The organism is Streptomyces diversicolor (assembly GCF_057537855.1).
Map to the genome: position 1 here is coordinate 14,492 of NZ_BAAJXA010000003.1, position 15,957 is coordinate 30,448.

The 15,957-nt window shown below is 73.9% G+C and carries 14 protein-coding genes; 10 read left to right on the forward strand and 4 right to left on the reverse strand.

The genetic code is table 11. The features are described 5' to 3' along the window. Nucleotides 1-40 precede the first annotated feature (40 nt). From rimO to AC27LF_RS03855, 6 genes are all read left to right on the forward strand, one after another. Complete coding sequence (gene rimO, locus AC27LF_RS03830) at nucleotides 41-1,540, forward strand: 30S ribosomal protein S12 methylthiotransferase RimO (RefSeq protein ID WP_479657854.1); 1,500 nt, start codon at nucleotides 41-43, stop codon at nucleotides 1,538-1,540. Then, on the forward strand, nucleotides 1,537-2,280 hold the full coding sequence (gene pgsA, locus AC27LF_RS03835) for a CDP-diacylglycerol--glycerol-3-phosphate 3-phosphatidyltransferase (protein WP_479657853.1): 744 nt from the start codon (nucleotides 1,537-1,539) through the stop codon (nucleotides 2,278-2,280). Before rimO ends, pgsA begins: the two co-directional genes overlap by 4 nt. Beyond that, complete coding sequence (locus AC27LF_RS03840; RefSeq protein ID WP_479657852.1) at nucleotides 2,277-2,822, forward strand: CinA family protein; 546 nt, start codon at nucleotides 2,277-2,279, stop codon at nucleotides 2,820-2,822. The genes pgsA and AC27LF_RS03840 overlap by 4 nt, the downstream gene beginning before the upstream one ends. A 109-nt stretch (nucleotides 2,823-2,931) precedes the next feature. Next, a complete protein-coding gene (locus tag AC27LF_RS03845) occupies nucleotides 2,932-3,306 on the forward strand; it encodes a helix-turn-helix domain-containing protein (protein ID WP_019981938.1) in 375 nt (124 codons plus the stop codon). Between the two features lie 247 nt (nucleotides 3,307-3,553). Next, nucleotides 3,554-4,027: a Dps family protein gene (locus AC27LF_RS03850; protein WP_479657851.1), complete on the forward strand. Its 474-nt coding sequence runs from the start codon at nucleotides 3,554-3,556 to the stop codon at nucleotides 4,025-4,027. A gap of 207 nt (nucleotides 4,028-4,234) precedes the next feature. After that, entirely contained in the window at nucleotides 4,235-4,528 is a 294-nt protein-coding gene (locus tag AC27LF_RS03855; RefSeq protein WP_479657850.1) for a hypothetical protein, read from the forward strand. 653 nt (nucleotides 4,529-5,181) lie between these two features. Here AC27LF_RS03855 and AC27LF_RS03860 read toward each other — a convergent pair. From AC27LF_RS03860 to AC27LF_RS03870, 3 genes are all read right to left on the reverse strand, one after another. Beyond that, the gene (locus tag AC27LF_RS03860) at nucleotides 5,182-5,946 is read right to left on the reverse strand and encodes an SDR family NAD(P)-dependent oxidoreductase (RefSeq protein WP_479657849.1); all 765 of its coding nucleotides are present in this window, start codon (nucleotides 5,944-5,946) and stop codon (nucleotides 5,182-5,184) included. A 32-nt stretch (nucleotides 5,947-5,978) separates the two neighbouring features. Continuing rightward, a complete protein-coding gene (locus tag AC27LF_RS03865) occupies nucleotides 5,979-6,821 on the reverse strand; it encodes a DNA-formamidopyrimidine glycosylase family protein (RefSeq protein ID WP_479657848.1) in 843 nt (280 codons plus the stop codon). Nucleotides 6,822-7,349: 528 nt separating this feature from the next. Beyond that, nucleotides 7,350-12,392 (reverse strand): ATP-dependent helicase, encoded by a 5,043-nt coding sequence (locus AC27LF_RS03870; protein ID WP_479657847.1) that lies wholly within the window; start codon nucleotides 12,390-12,392, stop codon nucleotides 7,350-7,352. 275 nt (nucleotides 12,393-12,667) lie between these two features. Between AC27LF_RS03870 and AC27LF_RS03875 the strand changes: the two genes are divergently transcribed. Genes AC27LF_RS03875 through AC27LF_RS03885 form a run of 3 tightly spaced genes read left to right on the forward strand, consistent with a single transcriptional unit; the run spans nucleotide 12,668 to nucleotide 14,627 of the window. Beyond that, nucleotides 12,668-13,630: an AraC family transcriptional regulator gene (locus tag AC27LF_RS03875; protein WP_479657846.1), complete on the forward strand. Its 963-nt coding sequence runs from the start codon at nucleotides 12,668-12,670 to the stop codon at nucleotides 13,628-13,630. Then, nucleotides 13,531-14,322 carry an AzlC family ABC transporter permease gene (locus tag AC27LF_RS03880; protein ID WP_479657845.1) on the forward strand — a complete coding sequence of 264 codons (792 nt, stop codon included), beginning with the start codon at nucleotides 13,531-13,533 and terminating at the stop codon, nucleotides 14,320-14,322. The genes AC27LF_RS03875 and AC27LF_RS03880 overlap by 100 nt, the downstream gene beginning before the upstream one ends. Further along, a complete protein-coding gene (locus tag AC27LF_RS03885) occupies nucleotides 14,319-14,627 on the forward strand; it encodes an AzlD domain-containing protein (protein ID WP_479657844.1) in 309 nt (102 codons plus the stop codon). Before AC27LF_RS03880 ends, AC27LF_RS03885 begins: the two co-directional genes overlap by 4 nt. Nucleotides 14,628-14,710: 83 nt before the next feature. Here AC27LF_RS03885 and AC27LF_RS03890 read toward each other — a convergent pair whose 3' ends face one another. Next, nucleotides 14,711-15,673, reverse strand: coding sequence for a hypothetical protein (locus AC27LF_RS03890; protein WP_479657843.1), 963 nt, complete (start codon nucleotides 15,671-15,673; stop codon nucleotides 14,711-14,713). Between the two features lie 80 nt (nucleotides 15,674-15,753). Here AC27LF_RS03890 and AC27LF_RS03895 point away from each other — a divergent pair, with 80 nt between their 5' ends. Next, the gene (locus tag AC27LF_RS03895; RefSeq protein WP_404032330.1) at nucleotides 15,754-15,948 is read left to right on the forward strand and encodes a DUF3046 domain-containing protein; all 195 of its coding nucleotides are present in this window, start codon (nucleotides 15,754-15,756) and stop codon (nucleotides 15,946-15,948) included. The last annotated feature ends 9 nt before the right edge of the window (nucleotides 15,949-15,957 follow it).

Genomic DNA, 15,957 nt, shown 5'->3' on the forward strand with positions numbered 1-15,957 from the left:
TCGACAGGGGCTGTCAGTGAGACGAAGTAGTCTTGAGCGCATGCCTGAACGCCGTACCGTCGCACTCGTCACACTCGGCTGCGCCCGTAACGAGGTGGACTCGGAGGAGCTCGCAGGCCGCTTGGAGGCGGACGGCTGGCAACTCGTCGAGGACGCCACGGACGCCGATGTCGCCGTGGTCAACACCTGTGGCTTCGTCGAGGCCGCCAAGAAGGACTCCGTCGACGCGCTCCTGGAGGCCAACGACCTCAAAGGGCAGGGCAGAACGCAGGCCGTCGTGGCGGTGGGCTGCATGGCCGAGCGGTACGGCAAGGAACTGGCGGACGCCCTCCCCGAGGCCGACGGCGTACTCGGTTTTGACGACTACGCGAACATCTCCGACCGTCTGCAGACGATCCTGAGCGGCGGTATCCACGCCGCGCACACCCCGCGCGACCGGCGCAGGCTGCTGCCGATCAGCCCCGCCGAGCGCCAGGAGTCGGCCGCCTCGGTCGCCCTGCCGGGGCATGCGCCGGCGGACCTCCCCGAGGGCGTCGCCCCGGCGTCGGGACCGCGTGCGCCCCTGCGCCGCCGCCTGGACGGATCCCCGGTCGCCTCGGTCAAGCTCGCCTCCGGCTGCGACCGGCGCTGCTCCTTCTGCGCCATCCCCTCCTTCCGCGGCTCCTTCATCTCGCGCCGCCCGAGCGACGTGCTGAACGAGACGCGATGGCTGGCCGAGCAGGGCGTCAAGGAGATCATGCTGGTCTCCGAGAACAACACCTCCTACGGCAAGGACCTGGGCGACATCCGCCTCCTGGAGTCGCTGCTGCCCGAGCTGGCCGAGGTCGACGGCATCGAGCGGGTGCGGGTCAGCTACCTCCAGCCGGCCGAGATGCGCCCCGGACTGATCGACGTGCTGACCTCCACGCCGAAGGTCGCCCCCTACTTCGACCTGTCCTTCCAGCACTCCGCGCCCGGCGTGCTGCGCGCGATGCGCCGCTTCGGCGACACCGACCGCTTCCTGGAACTGCTCGACACCATCCGGTCCAAGGCCCCGCAGGCCGGCGTGCGCTCCAACTTCATCGTCGGCTTCCCCGGCGAGACGGAGGCCGACCTCGCCGAACTCGAACGCTTCCTGAACCACGCCCGGCTGGACGCCATCGGCGTCTTCGGCTACTCCGACGAGGAGGGCACGGAGGCGGCGACGTACGACGACAAGCTCGACGAGGACGTGGTGGCCGAGCGGCTGGCGCAGGTGTCCCGGCTGGCCGAGGAACTGGTCTCGCAGCGGGCCGAGGAGCGCGTGGGCGAAACCGTGCACGTGCTGGTGGAGTCCGTCGGACAGGACGCCCACGGCGCCGGCGACGACACCGAGGACGGGGTGTACGGCCGCGGCGCGCACCAGGCACCGGAGACGGACGGCCAGGTGCTGCTCACGAGCGGCGCGGGCCTGGGCGTCGGTCGTATGGTCGAGGCGAAGGTGGTCGGTACGGAAGGTGTCGACCTGGTGGCCGAGCCGCTTGAGGGCTCGCTCGCGTGTAGTGAGGAGGCGGGCAGATGACGGGAGTCCCGGCATCCGCCGCGGGCGGCTCCTCCGGCGCGCAGGGGGCCCCGGGCTCCGCCGCCGAAGGACCGGCGGGCGCGGCCGTCCCCGGCGCGCAGGGGGCGACGCGGACCGCGCGCGGCGGGAAGCTGGCCGCGGCGGCCGTCAACCAGGCCAGCGTCTGGAACGTCGCCAATCTGCTGACGATGCTCCGGCTGCTCCTCGTCCCCGGTTTTGTGGCCCTCATGCTGGCCGACGGCGGCTATGACCCGGCGTGGCGCTCGTTCGCCTGGGCCGCCTTCGCCATCGCCATGATCACCGACCTGTTCGACGGCCACCTCGCACGCACCTACGACCTGGTCACCGACTTCGGGAAGATCGCCGACCCCATCGCCGACAAAGCGATCATGGGGGCGGCGCTGATCTGTCTCTCGGCCCTCGGCGACCTGCCCTGGTGGGTGACGGTCGTCATCCTGGGCCGGGAACTGGGCATCACCCTGCTGCGTTTCCTCGTCATCCGGTACGGCGTCATTCCCGCGAGCCGCGGCGGCAAGCTCAAGACGCTCACCCAGGGCGTGGCCGTGGGGATGTATGTGCTGGCGCTGACGGGCTGGCTGGCCACCCTGAGGTTCTGGGTGATGGCGGCGGCGGTCGTGCTGACCGTCGTGACCGGACTCGACTATGTGAGACAGGCCATTGTGCTGCGCAGGCGGGGAATGGCCGAGCGGACGGCGGTGCTGGAGGAGTCGGAAGCGTGAGTTCCGCGGCTGCCGAAGTGGTGCGGCTACTGACCGTGAGGGGCGAGACGCTCGCCGTCGCGGAGTCGCTGACGGGCGGTCTGGTCGCGGCGGAGATCACCGCAGTCGCCGGGGCCTCGAAGTCCTTCCGCGGTTCGATCACCGCCTACGCCACCGACCTCAAACACCGGCTGCTGCACGTCGACGCCGACCTGCTGGACCGCAACGGAGCGGTGGATCCGCAGGTCGCGGCGCAGATGGCGGCCGGGGTGCGCACGGCACTCGGCGCCGACTGGGGCATCGCGACGACCGGTGTGGCCGGGCCCGAACCGCAGGACGGCCGGCCCGTGGGCACGGTGTTCGTCGCCGTCGACGGTCCCCGCGGACCGGGGTCCGGTTCTGCCGGTGGCGGAAAAGTGGAGGCCCTGCGGTTGAACGGTCGGCGTGCGGAAATCCGTATGGAGAGTGTACGGAGCGTACTCGCACTGCTCCTGAAGGAGCTTGTGGGCGAACAGACCGGGAATGAGCGGGCACAGGATACGGAACAGAACGGGGGGTTTTGATGTTTGCAGCCCTGAGTGAACACGACATCGCTCCCCGCACGGCCGCGGCGCGAGGCGGTACGGTGGGGCGAGAAGGATGCGGCTACGCGGTCCGAGGAGGGAGCCACCGATGATTCTGCTCCGTCGCCTGCTTGGTGACGTGCTGCGTCGGCAGCGCCAACGCCAGGGCCGTACTCTGCGCGAAGTCTCCTCGTCCGCCCGAGTCTCGCTCGGCTATCTCTCCGAGGTGGAGCGGGGGCAGAAGGAGGCTTCCTCCGAACTGCTCTCCGCCATCTGCGACGCGCTGGACGTACGGATGTCCGAACTCATGCGGGAAGTGAGCGACGAACTCGCCCTCGCCGAGCTGGCCCAGTCCGCCGCGGCCACCGAGTCCGTGCCCACGCCGGTTCGTCCGATGCTGGGTTCCGTCTCGGTGACCGGTGTGCCACCGGAACGGGTGACCATCAAGGCCCCCGCGGAGGCGGTGGACGTGGTCGCCGCGTGACCCTCACGCGCGTGGCCCTGTAACGCGACACGTGGAAGGCCCCGGCCGGGGCCGCCGCGGGGAGAGAAACCCCGCGCGGCGCGGCCGGGGCCTTCGTGCTGCGGGCAGGCGGGGCGCCTGGGCCTTCATGCCGCGCGGGGGCCGGGCGCCTGGGCCCGCGGAGTTCACTTTGCGCCCATTTGCCGGTACCGGGCAGGGCGGTCATGGTGGAGGGACACATGACCGGGTGAACCAACGGAGGCTGTGGATGTACGTCGTCAAGAGCCCCCTGTCCGACGACGCGGACCTCAAGACCGTGGCCGAGGTGCTGCAAGGAGCCCTCGTCGACCTGCTGGACCTCTCACTGGTGGCCAAGCAGCTCCACTGGAACATCGTCGGCCCTCGCTTCCGGTCCGTCCATCTCCAGCTCGACGACGTCGTCGCCACCGCCCGCACCCACTCGGACACCGTCGCCGAGCGGGCGGCCACGCTGGGTGTCCCGCCCGACGGGCGCGCGGCGACGGTGGCCACCGGCAGCGGCATCGGCGTGACGCCCGAAGGCTGGGTCAGGGACGCCGACGCGGTGCGGACGATCGTGGACGCGCTGGCCGCGGTGATCACACGCATGCGGGAGCGGGTGACCGCGACCGCGGAACCCGACCCGGTGACCCAGGACATCCTCATCGGCATCACAGCCGACCTGGAGAAGCACCACTGGATGTTCCAGGCGGAGAACGGCTGAGCGGGCCGTCCGCGGACGCGCCTCGACCCCGCTCGCGCGGCCTCGGCTTCGAGCGCGGCGGGGCGGCGGTGCGGGGGACAGCGGCGGCCCGGCGCTCTGTGTCCCGGTGGTGCGCGGCGCGGTACGGTGGGGCCGCCGAACGGGGCGCGGCCCGGCATGACGCCGAAGCGTGCCCCTTCGCGTTCGTCGGGTGCAGAGGGGTGGGGCATGGACGTGTTTTTTGCCGTGGCCGGGGTGGCCATCGGCCTGTTGGCCGCCTGCGGCTGCGTGGCGTTGGCCACCGGGTGGCTGCTGCCGTGGCTGCGCGGCCACGTGGTGCGGCCGGACCTGTGGGGCTATGGGGCGGTGTCGCTGGCCACGAGCCTGGCGGTCGGCATGTCCTTCAAAGTGGCAGGGCATTCGATGATCGTGCTGAACACGCTGTTCGCCGTCACCATCGCGTTGGCCGTCCTGGGCGGCCTGCTCCAGAAGCGCTCACTGCGGCGCCCCGTAGGCGGCTGAACGGCCCTTGCCCGCTCGGTCGCTCAGCAGGGTGCGCGGGCACGCGCGGGCCGAGGAGCGGACACGGTCGTCCTGGATGCGGCTCGGGCCCGGCCGGGGGACACTCACACGAAGGACGGCGAATCTCCGGCGCCGACCGGAAGGCAGCCCGAATCCCGCTCCCGGGAAGGCGTTCTGGTGCAGATCCATGGATGATCCGAGGCCTCACCACGGGACGTGCCAGCCGGACGGTCCGGATGGTCTGGACTTCCTGGACTTTCTGGGCGTTCTGGCCGGAGAACGGGCGACGGGCCCGTTCGGTGGGGCCCGTCCGCCCGGAGGCCGTCCGGGTGCGGACCGGAGGGCCCGGTGCCGCATCGGTGAGCCGTCGATGCGCCTCCACGGCGGGTGAGGCGGCGTTCTGGCGTCCGGCTGGAGGTGAACGGCCATGGTGCGGCGGGCAGTGCGGTGGGGGATAGGTCTCGGGTTCGGGGCGGCGTGGTCGTGGGCCGTCGTGCGGATCGTGCTGGGCGCGGACGTGGGGGCGCTGGAGGGCGCCGTCGCGGCCGGCGGGTGGGGGCTCAGCCTGCTGCCGGTGCACTGCATGCCGAAGGCGAGCGCCGCGGGCGCCGTAGGGCCCGAGCGGTGGGTGGCCGCCTGGCGGGCCGGCGATGTCACCAGGGCATCGCGACTCCCCCGTTCGGACGCAGGATCTGGCCCGTCGTGAACGAGGACGCGTCGGACGCCAGGTACAGCACGGCGTGCGCCACCTCCTCCGCCTCGCCGCCCCGGCCCAGCGGCGACATGCGGCTCATCAGGGCCTCCGTGTGGGCCTGTGCCGCGTCGTCGTGGCGGGCGGTCATCGGGGTGCGGATCCAGCCGGGGGCGACCGCGTTGACCCGGATGCCGTGCCGGCCGACCTCGCTCGCCAGCGTCTTCGTGAGCTGCACCACGGCCGCCTTGGCCGCGCCGTAGCAGAGCAGCCCCGGGCCGCCGGTGTCGACGGCGCCCGAGGCCATGGTGACGATGCTGCCGCCCGCTCCACGGTCGAGCATCAGCCGCGCCGCCTCCTGGCAGGCGTGGAGCACGCCCTTGAAGTTGACGTTCAGGACTCGGTCAAGGTCCTCGTCGGTGGTCTCCAGGACCGGGCTGCTGTGCATGATCCCGGCGACCGCCGCCAGCACGTCCAGACGCTCGCAGGACCGTACGGCCTGCCGCAGCCCGGCCCGGTCGGTGACGTCCAGCCGATGGGTGCGGGCGGCGCCGCCCCGGGCCTCGACGCGGGCCGCCGTCTCGCGCAGTCCGGCCGCGTCCCGGTCGGCGCAGTGCACGGTCGCGCCCGCCTCGGCGAGCAGCACGGCGCAGGCACGGCCGATGCCGCTCGCGGCGCCGGTGACGAATGCGGTGCGTCCGGTGAGGTCGTACGCGTCGACGGTCATGAAGTGACCGTACGAGCGTTTCTGACGGGCCGTCAATTGTTGCCGCGGGAGCGGCTTCCGCGGGCCTGCGGGGAACCCGGTGCCGGGGCCGGGCCCCGCTGGCAGCGCGGGCACCAGTACGTGGGCCGCTCCCGTGAGCCGTCGCCCTGGTCGGCCACGTGGATCTGGGTGCGGCAGCGCAGGCAGGGGCGGGGCGCCCGGCCGTAGACGAACAGGTCCTGGCCGCGGCGGCCCGTGGTGGTGCGGACCGGTCGGTCGCGGTTGGCCTCCAGGAGCCTCTTGGCGAGGGCGGGCAGCTGTGCGGCGCGGTCGTCGGGCAGGGCGCCCACCGGCAGCCACGGGGTGACGCCGAGCAGGAAGCACAGCTCGCTCTTGTAGACATTGCCGATTCCCGCCAGGTTGCGCTGGTCGAGCAGGGCCTCGCCGAGGGGCCGGGCGGGGTCCGCGAGCAGATGGGCGAGGGCGGCTTCCGGATCCCAGTCGGGGCCGAGCAGGTCGGGGCCGAGATGGCCCACGACGCGGGACTCCTCCGTGGTGCGCAGCAGTTCCAGCACCGGGAGGCGGTAGCCCACCGCGGTGTGCTCCCCGGCGCCCAGGATGACGCGGATCTGGTGTGCCGGGCCGCCGCTCCAGCGCTCGCCGTCGCCGTACACCTTCCACGCGCCGTCCATGCGCAGGTGTGTGTGCAGCGTGAGACCGCCCTCGATACGGGTGAGCAGGTGTTTGCCGCGCGGCGTGACGTCCAGCACCGTGCGCCCGGTGAGGTCGACCGTGGCGTACCTGGGCACCCGCAGATCGCTGCGGGTCAGCACCCGGCCCGCGAGCGCGCCGTGCAGCCGCCCCGCGGCCTGCCAGACCGTGTCACCTTCAGGCATGCGTCCAGGGTGGCACGGCCGATGGTCGTCGACGCACCCGCCTGTGCGCGGAGTGCGCGCACCTGACGTGGGCTTTGGGCGGCGTGCCTGCCTGTGCTGCTTGTGCGGTGCGCCTGCCGTGGGTGTGGGGCGGGCCGTGCCTGCGCGATCCGGTCCGCGCCGGTGCCGTTGCGTTCCGCGACGGGTTCCTCGGGGGCGGTCACGTCGGAGCGGGTGGGGGGTCCGGGGCGTCCCCATCCGGCCCGGGCGTGATCCGGCCCGGCGCGATTCGGCTGACGCCGAGCCGGCGAGGGCCCCGGCGCGGGGGCACGGTAAGACGTGGCAGCGGTGCCGGGCGGTGTGGGCGGGTCCGGGCGTGCCGCCGGCTCGGCGGGAGCCGGGTAGGTGCGTACGACGGTCCGCTCCCGTTCCGTGTGCCGCCCGACCTCGGCGGCGGCAGGGCGGGCCGGGGCGGGGGCGGGCGGCACCCGGACGCGGCGGGTGGTTGCCTGCCTGGGCGCGGGTCGCGCGGTGGGTCGGCGGCGTTGGTCAGGCTCTGAGGCGCAGGCCGCGCGGGGTCGCCACGAAACCGGCTCCTTCCAGGAGAGTGCCGACGGGCGAGGTGAGCGCCGAGGCGCCGTTCACGCGCTCCACCGTGACCGTGCCCAGGGCGCCCGCGCGGGCGGCGGCGGCCAGGGCGTCCGCGGCGGCCGGGAGGCGGGGATCGTCGGCGGGCTCGGTGTCGGCGGCGGCGGGCCAGGCCAGCAGGGTCTTGCCGCCCCGCTCCATGTAGAGCGTCAGCTCGCCGTCCACCAGCACCACCAGCGAACCCGCCTTGCGGCCCGGCTTGTGCCCGGCCCCGGTCGGCGGGTCGGGCCAGGGCAGGGCCGAGCCATAGGCGTTCGCCGGGTCGGCCGCGGCGAGGACGACCGCCCGGGTGTCGGCGGCGGACGTACGGGTACGGCGGTCGCCGTATCCGGCGCCGTACGGCAGGGCAGGGCCCCCTCGGGGGCCGCCGTGCCCGGGGGAGGCGAGGTCCCTGAGGTCCTTGGGGGAGACGTAGTCGCCCGGTGCGGTGCGGTTGCCGGGCGGCCAGGAGAGGTCTTCCTCCGGGGAGGCCCAGTCGGTCCCGTCCGCCCCGTCGGTTCCTTCCGCGCCGCCCGGCCCGCCGAACGCGCCGGAGGCCCGCTCGAATCCGGTGGCCGGACTGTCGTCGTCGGGCGGGCCGAAGCCCTGGAAGCCCTCGTGCCCGAAGCCGGGGATGCCGTCCCCCGCGGATCCCGGGGCGCCGTTCCCCGCGAAGCCGTGAGGGCTGCCGTTCGCGGCGCCGGGGGCCGGCAGGCCGTCGCCCCGCTCGCGGGCGTTGGCGACCGCTCGCAGCCGGTCGACGGCCCCGTCCATCGCGAACTGCGCGGCGCCCAGCCCTTCGACGACATAGCCGCGCCGGGCCTGTCCGCTCTCCTCGAAGGCCGACAGGATCCGGTAGACGGCCGAGAAGCCGCCCTCCACGCCCTCGGCGGCGACCGCTCCCCGGGTGACCACACCGTGCCGGTCGAGCAGGGCGCGGGCCAGGGCATGGGCGCGCACGGTGCCGTCCGGCTCGCGCTCCGGGAGCAGGGACCAGCGGCCCGCCACGGTCGGTGGTCCGGCGCGGGAGACGGGGCGGGCGGCGGCCGTCAGCGAGCCGTAGCGACCGCGCGGGACGGCGCGCCTGGCCCGGTGGGCCGTGGAGCCCGCCGTACGGCCCGAACCCAGCAGCGAGCGCATCGGGGCGAGCGTGTCGTTCGTCAGCCGCCCGGACCAGGCCAGCTCCCAGAGGGCGTCGGCCAGTTGGGGATCGGTGACGTCCGGGTGGGTGGTGGCGCGGACCTGGTCCGCGATCTGCCGGAAGAACAGGCCGTAGCCGCCGGAGAGGGCATCCAGCACCGACTGGTGCAGCGCGGTCGGCTCCAACGGATGCGGCGGTGGCAGGAGCAGCGGGGCCGCGTCCGCCAGGTACAGCGACACCCAGCCGTCCTTGCCGGGCAGCGCCCCCGCTCCCGCCCAGACGATCTCACCGGCCGAGGTGAGTTCGTCGAGCATCGACGCACTGTAGTTCGTCACCCGCGACGGCAGCACCAGCTTCTCCAGGGCGGACGCCGGGACGGAGGCACCCTGCAACTGCTCGACGGCGCGCACCAGTCCGTCGGTGCCGCGCAGGCCGTGCCCCTTCCCGATGTGCTGCCACTGCGGCAGGAACTGCGCCAGCGCGGGCGGCGGCACCGGCTCCACCTCGTGCCGCAGCGCGGCCAGCGAACGGCGGCGCAGCCTGCGCAGGACGGCCGCGTCGCACCACTCCTGGCCGATCCCCGCCGGGTGGAACTCGCCCTGGACGACCCGGCCGCCCGCCGCGAGCCGCTGGAGGGCCCCCTCCGTGACCGCCACGCCCAGGCCGAAGCGGGCCGCAGCGGTGGCCGAGGTGAACGGGCCGTGGGTGCGCGCGTACCGGGCGAGAAGGTCGCCGAGCGGGTCCTTGACGGGCTCGGTGAAGGCTTCGGGCACCCCCACCGGCAGCGCCGTGCCGAGCGCGTCGCGCAGGCGGCCCGCGTCCTCGACGGCCGCCCAGTGGTCCGCTCCTGCGATCCGCACCCGGATGGCGCGGCGGGCGGCGGCCAGCTCCCCGGCCCACCGCCGCTCGGCGCCACGCTCGGTCAGTTCGGCCTCGGTCAGCGGTCCGAGTAGCCGCAGCACGTCGGCCACGCCCTCGACGTCCTTGACCCGGCGGTCCTCGGTGAGCCACTGGAGCTCCCGCTCCAGCTCGGTCAGCACCTCCGCGTCGAGCAGTTCGCGCAGCTCCGCCTGGCCCAGCAGCTCGGCCAGCAGCCGCGAGTCCAGGGACAGCGCGGCGGCACGGCGCTCGGCCAGCGGGGAGTCGCCCTCGTACAGGAACTGGGCGACGTAGCCGAACAGCAGGGACCGCGCGAACGGCGACGGCTCGGGGGTCGTCACCTCCACCAGACGCACCCTGCGGGACTCGATGTCCCCCATCAGCTCGGTGAGCCCGGGGACGTCGAAGACGTCCTGGAGACATTCGCGGACCGCCTCCAGGACGATCGGGAACGAGCCGAACTCGCTCGCCACCTGGAGCAGTTGCGCGGCCCGCTGGCGCTGCTGCCACAGCGGGGTGCGGCGGCCGGGGTTGCGGCGTGGAAGCAGCAGCGCGCGGGCGGCGCACTCGCGGAAGCGGGAGGCGAACAGCGCCGAGCCGCCGACCTGGTCGGTGACGATCCGGTCGACCTCGCCCTTGTCGAAGGCGACGTCCGCCGCGCCGACCGGCGCCTGCTCGGCGTCGTAGGCCGTGGACGCCTTCATGGGCTCCTGGTCGAGCAGATCCAGGCCCATCAGGTCGGCGTCGGGCAGGCGCAGCACGATGCCGTCGTCGGCGTGCATGACCTGAGCGTCCATGCCGTACCGCTCGGACAGGCGGGCGCCGAGCGCAAGTGCCCACGGGGCGTGCACCTGCGCACCGAACGGGGAGTGGACGACGACACGCCAGTCGCCCAGCTCGTCGCGGAAGCGCTCCACCACGATCGTCCGGTCGTCGGGTACGTGACCGCACGCCTCGCGCTGCTCGTCCAGATAGGACAGGACGTTGTCCGCGGCCCAGGCGTCGAGGCCCGCGGCGAGCAGCCGCAGCCGGGCGTCGTCCTTCGCGAGCGAGCCGACCTCGCGCAGGAACGCGCCCACGGCGCGGCCCAGTTCGAGCGGGCGGCCCAGCTGGTCGCCCTTCCAGAAGGGCAGCCTTCCCGGCACGCCGGGCGCCGGGGAGACCAGCACGCGGTCGCGCGTGATGTCCTCGATGCGCCAGGAACTCGTGCCCAGCGTGAAGACGTCTCCCACCCGCGACTCGTAGACCATCTCCTCGTCGAGTTCGCCGACCCGGCCGCCGCCCTTCTTCGGGTCCGCGCCGGCGAGGAAGACGCCGAAGAGTCCCCGGTCGGGGATCGTGCCCCCGGAGGTGACGGCGAGCCGCTGCGCGCCGGGGCGGCCGGTGACCGTGCCGGCGACCCGGTCCCACACCACGCGCGGACGCAGTTCGGCGAAGGCGTCGGACGGATAGCGGCCGGCGAGCATGTCCAGGACGGCCGTGAACGCCGACTCCGGGAGCGACGCGAACGGCGCGGCACGGCGCACGGTGGCCAGCAGGTCGTCGACCTGCCAGGTGTCCAGCGCCGTCATGGCGACCAGCTGCTGGGCGAGCACGTCCAGCGGGTTGGCGGGAACCCTCAGTGACTCGATGGCGCCGGAGCGCATCCGCTCGGTGACGACCGCGGCCTGCACCAGGTCCCCGCGGTACTTCGGGAAGACGACGCCGGTGGAGACGGCGCCCACCTGGTGACCGGCACGGCCGACACGCTGCAGTCCGGAGGCGACGGAAGGCGGGGACTCCACCTGGACGACGAGGTCGACCGCGCCCATGTCGATGCCCAGCTCCAGGCTGGAGGTGGCCACCACGGCGGGCAGCCGGCCCGCCTTCAGGTCCTCCTCGACCAGGGCACGCTGCTCCTTGGAGACCGAGCCGTGGTGGGCGCGGGCGATGACCGGCGGCGCGCCCTGGGCCGCGCCCGACCCGCCCATCAGCTGGGCGGGGGAGTGGTGCTCCTCCAGGGGCTCGCCGGTCGCCCGCTCGTAGGCGATCTCGTTGAGCCGGTTGCACAGGCGCTCGGCGAGGCGCCGGGAGTTCGCGAACACGATCGTCGACCGGTGGGCCTGCACCAGGTCGGTGATCCGCTCCTCCACATGCGGCCAGATCGACGGCCGCTCGGCGCCCTCGTTGCCGTCGGCGACCGGGGAACCGACCAGCTCGCCCAGGTCCTCCACCGGGACCACGACGGAGAGGTCGAACTCCTTGCCGGACTCGGGCTGGACGATCTCGACCTTGCGCCGCGGCGAGAGGTAGCGGGCCACCTCGTCGACCGGGCGGACGGTCGCTGACAGGCCGATGCGGCGGGCCGGCCTGGGCAGCAACTCGTCCAGCCGCTCCAGGGAGAGCGCGAGATGCGCGCCGCGCTTGGTACCCGCGACCGCGTGCACCTCGTCCAGGATCACCGTCTCGACGCCGGTCAGCGCGTCGCGGGTGGCCGAGGTCAGCATCAGGAACAGGGACTCGGGGGTGGTGATCAGGATGTCCGGCGGGCGCGTGGACAGGGCACGGCGCTCGGCGGCCGGGGTGTCGCCGGAGCGGATGCCGACCTTGACCTCGGGCTCGGGCAGGCCCAGGCGCAGGGACTCGTGTCGGATGCCGGTCAGCGGGCTGCGCAGGTTGCGCTCGACGTCGACCGCGAGGGCCTTGAGCGGTGAGACGTACAGCACACGGCAGCGTTTCTTCGGATCGGCGGGCGGCGGGGTCGAGGCGAGCTGGTCCAGGGCCGCGAGGAACGCGGCCAGCGTCTTGCCGGACCCGGTCGGGGCCACCACCAGTACGTCGGAGCCCTCGCGGATGGCCTGCCACGCGCCCGCCTGGGCCGCGGTGGGCGCGGAGAAGGCCCCCGTGAACCAGCCGCGGGTCGCGGGGGAGAAGCCGTCGAGGGCTCGATGTGCGGAGCTGACCATGCGTCCATCCTGCACCCGAGCACTGACAAACGCCCTGACCTGCGCAAATGCCGCCGGTGCCGGTGCCGGTACGCCGGGTGCCGGTTGCGGTTACGCCGGGTGCGGGGTGCCGTTCGGCGATCGTGGCCGGACCGGCAGGGACCGGGACCCAATCGGCAGGGGCCGCTGACGGCACCGGCGGGGGCCGGGACCGCATCGGTCGGGACCGCGTCAGCGGGGGACCGTGACCGGACCGGCGGCGGGGTCGCGGCGGCGGTGTGACCGACAATGACCGCATGGCGGGGTCGGGCGAGCTGGCGCGGCACTGGCAGTACGAGGAACTGCCCGGTGTCGACCTGCTGCGCGCCCGCTACATCCGCAAGACCTTCCTCCGGCACACCCACGAGCACTTCGTGATCGCGGCCATCGTCGACGGCGTCGAGGTCTTCCACCACCGCGGGTCGGACGTCGTAGCCGGCGCCGGAGCGCTGGCGCTGGTCAACCCGGACACCGCGCACACCGGCCGGGCGGGCGGCCCCGAGGGCTGGCGGTACGGAGCCGTCTACCCGTCGCCCGACGTGGTCGCCGCGATAGCCGCCGAGACCACCGGGATCCGGGGCACCCCCGGCTTCGTCAGCCCCGTCCTCGACGACCCGTACGCGGTCGGCCTCGTCCACCAGGTGCTGCGCGCCGCCGACGAGGGCAACGCGCTCGCCGCCGACACCCTGCTGCGGGTGGCGGTGACCCGGCTGCTGCGGCTGAACGGCGGGCCGGTGCCCCGGCACGAGGTCCGCTCGGCGGGAGCCCGGATCGCGGCACGCGCGCGGGCCGTGCTGGAGGAACGGATGACCGAGCCGCCCACCCTGGAACGGCTCGCCGCCGACCTCGGAACCAGCCCCTTCGCCCTGCTGCGGGCGTTCCGCGACGCCTATGGCATGCCGCCGCACGCCTGGCTCACCGACGCCCGGGTGCGCCGGGCGCGGCGCCTGCTGGACGCGGGCACGACACCCGCCCAGGCTGCCGTCACCGTCGGGTTCACCGACCAGCCGCACCTCAACCGGCACTTCGCCCGGATCGTCGGCGTGCCTCCAGGGGCGTACCAGCGTGAGCGCAAGAACGTACAAGACCCGCGGCGGCGGCTGCTCGTACCGTCCGAGGCGTGCCAGAACAGACAGCGCTCGCAGACATACGCGCCGAAGACCCAGGGAAAGCCGACTCCGCCGTCGTCCGGGACGCGCTCGGAGTCGGAGTCGCCGTAGGACTGTCCGGCTTCGCCTTCGGGGTGACCTCGGCGGGCAGCGGACTGAGCGTGCCGCAGACCTGCGCGCTCAGCCTCCTGGTGTTCACCGGCGCCTCCCAGTTCGCGCTCGTGGGAGCGCTCGCGGCCGGCGGCGGCCCGGTCACGGCCGCGGCGGGGGCCTTCTTCCTGGGAGTGCGCAACGCGTTCTACGGGCTGCGCCTGTCCCAGTTGCTGGCCCTCGGCCGCGTGGTGCGGCCGTTCGCGGCCCAGTGGGTGATCGACGAGACCACCGCGGTGTCGCTGGCGCAGCCGACCCGGCGCGCTGCCCGCCTCGGCTTCCTGGTCACCGGGATCAGCCTGTACGTGCTGTGGAACCTCACCACGCTGCTCGGCGCCCTGGGCGCCGACGCCATCGGGGACACCGACGCGTGGGGCCTCGACGCGGCCGGACCCGCCGTCTTCCTCGCGCTGCTCGCGCCCATGCTGAAGTCCGTGACCGAGCGAGCCGTGGCGGGGCTCGCGGTGGTCCTGGGGCTCGGTCTGCTGCCCGTCCTGCCCGCCGGGGTGCCGGTGCTGGTGGCCGCGCTCGCGGCGCCGCTCGCCCTGTTCGTGGAGGGCCGACGCGGCGGACGGACCCGCGGCGGCACCCCTCGCCCTCAGCCCGCACCAGATGGCACGACACCGGACCGGACGACAGAGGAAGCACGTTGAACACCTGGATCGCCATCGGCGCCACCGCCCTCGGCTGCTACGCCGTCAAGCTCGCCGGCCTGCTGGTGCCCGCGGGCGCCCTGGAGCGTCCGCTCGTCAAACGGCTCTCCGCCCTGCTGCCCGTCGCCCTCCTCGCCGCCCTCACGGCGCAGCAGACGTTCGCGGACGGGCACGCGCTCGTGCTGGACGCCCGGGCGGCCGGGCTCGCGGCGGCGGCCGTGGCGCTGATGCTGCGCGCCCCGTTCCTGCTCGTCGTCGCGGCGGCGGTGCTGGTGACGGCGGGAGTGCGCGCCATGGGCGGCTGACGCCGGGCCCGAACCGACCGGCGCCTGCTCGCCGGCCACGCGCCCGCGCGTGGCGGGCTCACGTCTGTGTCGACCCACATGCGTCAACCCACGTGCCGGCCGTGTGCTCGCAGCGTGCGCAGGGCCTCGATCGTCACCATGGGGCGGGTCTCCAGGGTGATGCCCGGGGCCCACCCGGCGTGACGGGCCGGCCAGCCGCCGTCCTCCTGCTGGAGCGCGGCGAGCAGGTCCAGCGAGCGCGCCATCTCGTCGTCGGTGAACCACGCGCGAGCCAGCGAGTCCGGAGTCCGGGCGAAGTCGTGCGGGAAGTGGTGCTCAGCCGGGTCGGGGCCGGATGCGAGGGCCTGGTGAGGCGTGGCGGGCGGGTCCGCCGCACGGTTCACGTCCAGCGTCGCGAGCCGCTGCTCCCGCACCAGGCGGCCCAGCCGGTCGGCCAGCGCCTCCGCGCGCGGGCGGTCGGGCACGGCGTCCAGGAAGGCCACCGCCGCCGTGATCTCACGGGGGTGCGGCCTCTCCAGCGACTCCACGGCCCGCCAGCAGAAGTCCGTGGCCCGGAACAGCCAGGCGTGCCACACCTCGTTGCGGTGCAGCAGGCCGACCACCGGAGCGGTGGCGAGCAGGTCGCTCGGCAGGCCGTCGACGACCGGCACGGACGGGGCAGTCGGGTAGCCGCGCTGGCCGGGACCGACCGGAGGCAGGGCGCCGTCCGCCGTGGACACCGACGTCAGATAGCGGCACACGCGTTCCACCCGCTGTCCGCCGCAGCGTCCGATGGCGTCCAGGACACCCAGCGCGTGACGGGTGTGCGGTGGCTGGCTGACCGGGCCGCGCAGATCGGGCTCCAGGGCGTGGCCGTACCCGCCGTCCTCGTTGCGATAGGCGTCCAGTGCCGTCTCCACCGGATCGGGGCCGCCGTTCAGGAAGTGGTACGCGAACAGGCGCTGCTCCAGCACGCGCGCGGTGAGCCAGACGAAGTGCTCGGCGCGGAAGAGCGGGGAGTGCGCCGTGGGCGCAGGGGGGAGTGAGGAAGCTCCGGTTTCGGCCATGCGACAGACCGTAGGGCGGAAAGCGGTCTCGGCACGGGGTCCCGGGCAGGGCCCACCCTCAGGGGCGGGATACTGGATTCATGCGGTTGACGGTCTTCTGGCAGCGGATGGCGGACCATTTCGGTCCGGGATACGCCGACACGTTCGCGCGCGATCATGTGATGGCGGAGCTGGGCGGACGCACGGTGCACCAGGCGCTGGACGCGGGCTGGGACGCCAAGGACGTGTGGCGCGTGGTCTGCACCGTCATGGACGTACCAGGGGAAAGGCGCTGATCGGTCACG

Coding starts and splice junctions, on each gene's coding strand:
- rimO (WP_479657854.1), top strand. CDS start 41: ATGCCTGAACGCCGTACCGTCGCACTCGTCACACTCGGCTGCGCCCGT.
- pgsA (WP_479657853.1), top strand. CDS start 1,537: ATGACGGGAGTCCCGGCATCCGCCGCGGGCGGCTCCTCCGGCGCGCAG.
- AC27LF_RS03845 (WP_019981938.1), top strand. CDS start 2,932: ATGATTCTGCTCCGTCGCCTGCTTGGTGACGTGCTGCGTCGGCAGCGC.
- AC27LF_RS03850 (WP_479657851.1), top strand. CDS start 3,554: ATGTACGTCGTCAAGAGCCCCCTGTCCGACGACGCGGACCTCAAGACC.
- AC27LF_RS03855 (WP_479657850.1), top strand. CDS start 4,235: ATGGACGTGTTTTTTGCCGTGGCCGGGGTGGCCATCGGCCTGTTGGCC.
- AC27LF_RS03860 (WP_479657849.1), bottom strand. CDS start 5,946: ATGACCGTCGACGCGTACGACCTCACCGGACGCACCGCATTCGTCACC.
- AC27LF_RS03865 (WP_479657848.1), bottom strand. CDS start 6,821: ATGCCTGAAGGTGACACGGTCTGGCAGGCCGCGGGGCGGCTGCACGGC.
- AC27LF_RS03870 (WP_479657847.1), bottom strand. CDS start 12,392: ATGGTCAGCTCCGCACATCGAGCCCTCGACGGCTTCTCCCCCGCGACC.
- AC27LF_RS03875 (WP_479657846.1), top strand. CDS start 12,668: ATGGCGGGGTCGGGCGAGCTGGCGCGGCACTGGCAGTACGAGGAACTG.
- AC27LF_RS03890 (WP_479657843.1), bottom strand. CDS start 15,673: ATGGCCGAAACCGGAGCTTCCTCACTCCCCCCTGCGCCCACGGCGCAC.
- AC27LF_RS03895 (WP_404032330.1), top strand. CDS start 15,754: ATGCGGTTGACGGTCTTCTGGCAGCGGATGGCGGACCATTTCGGTCCG.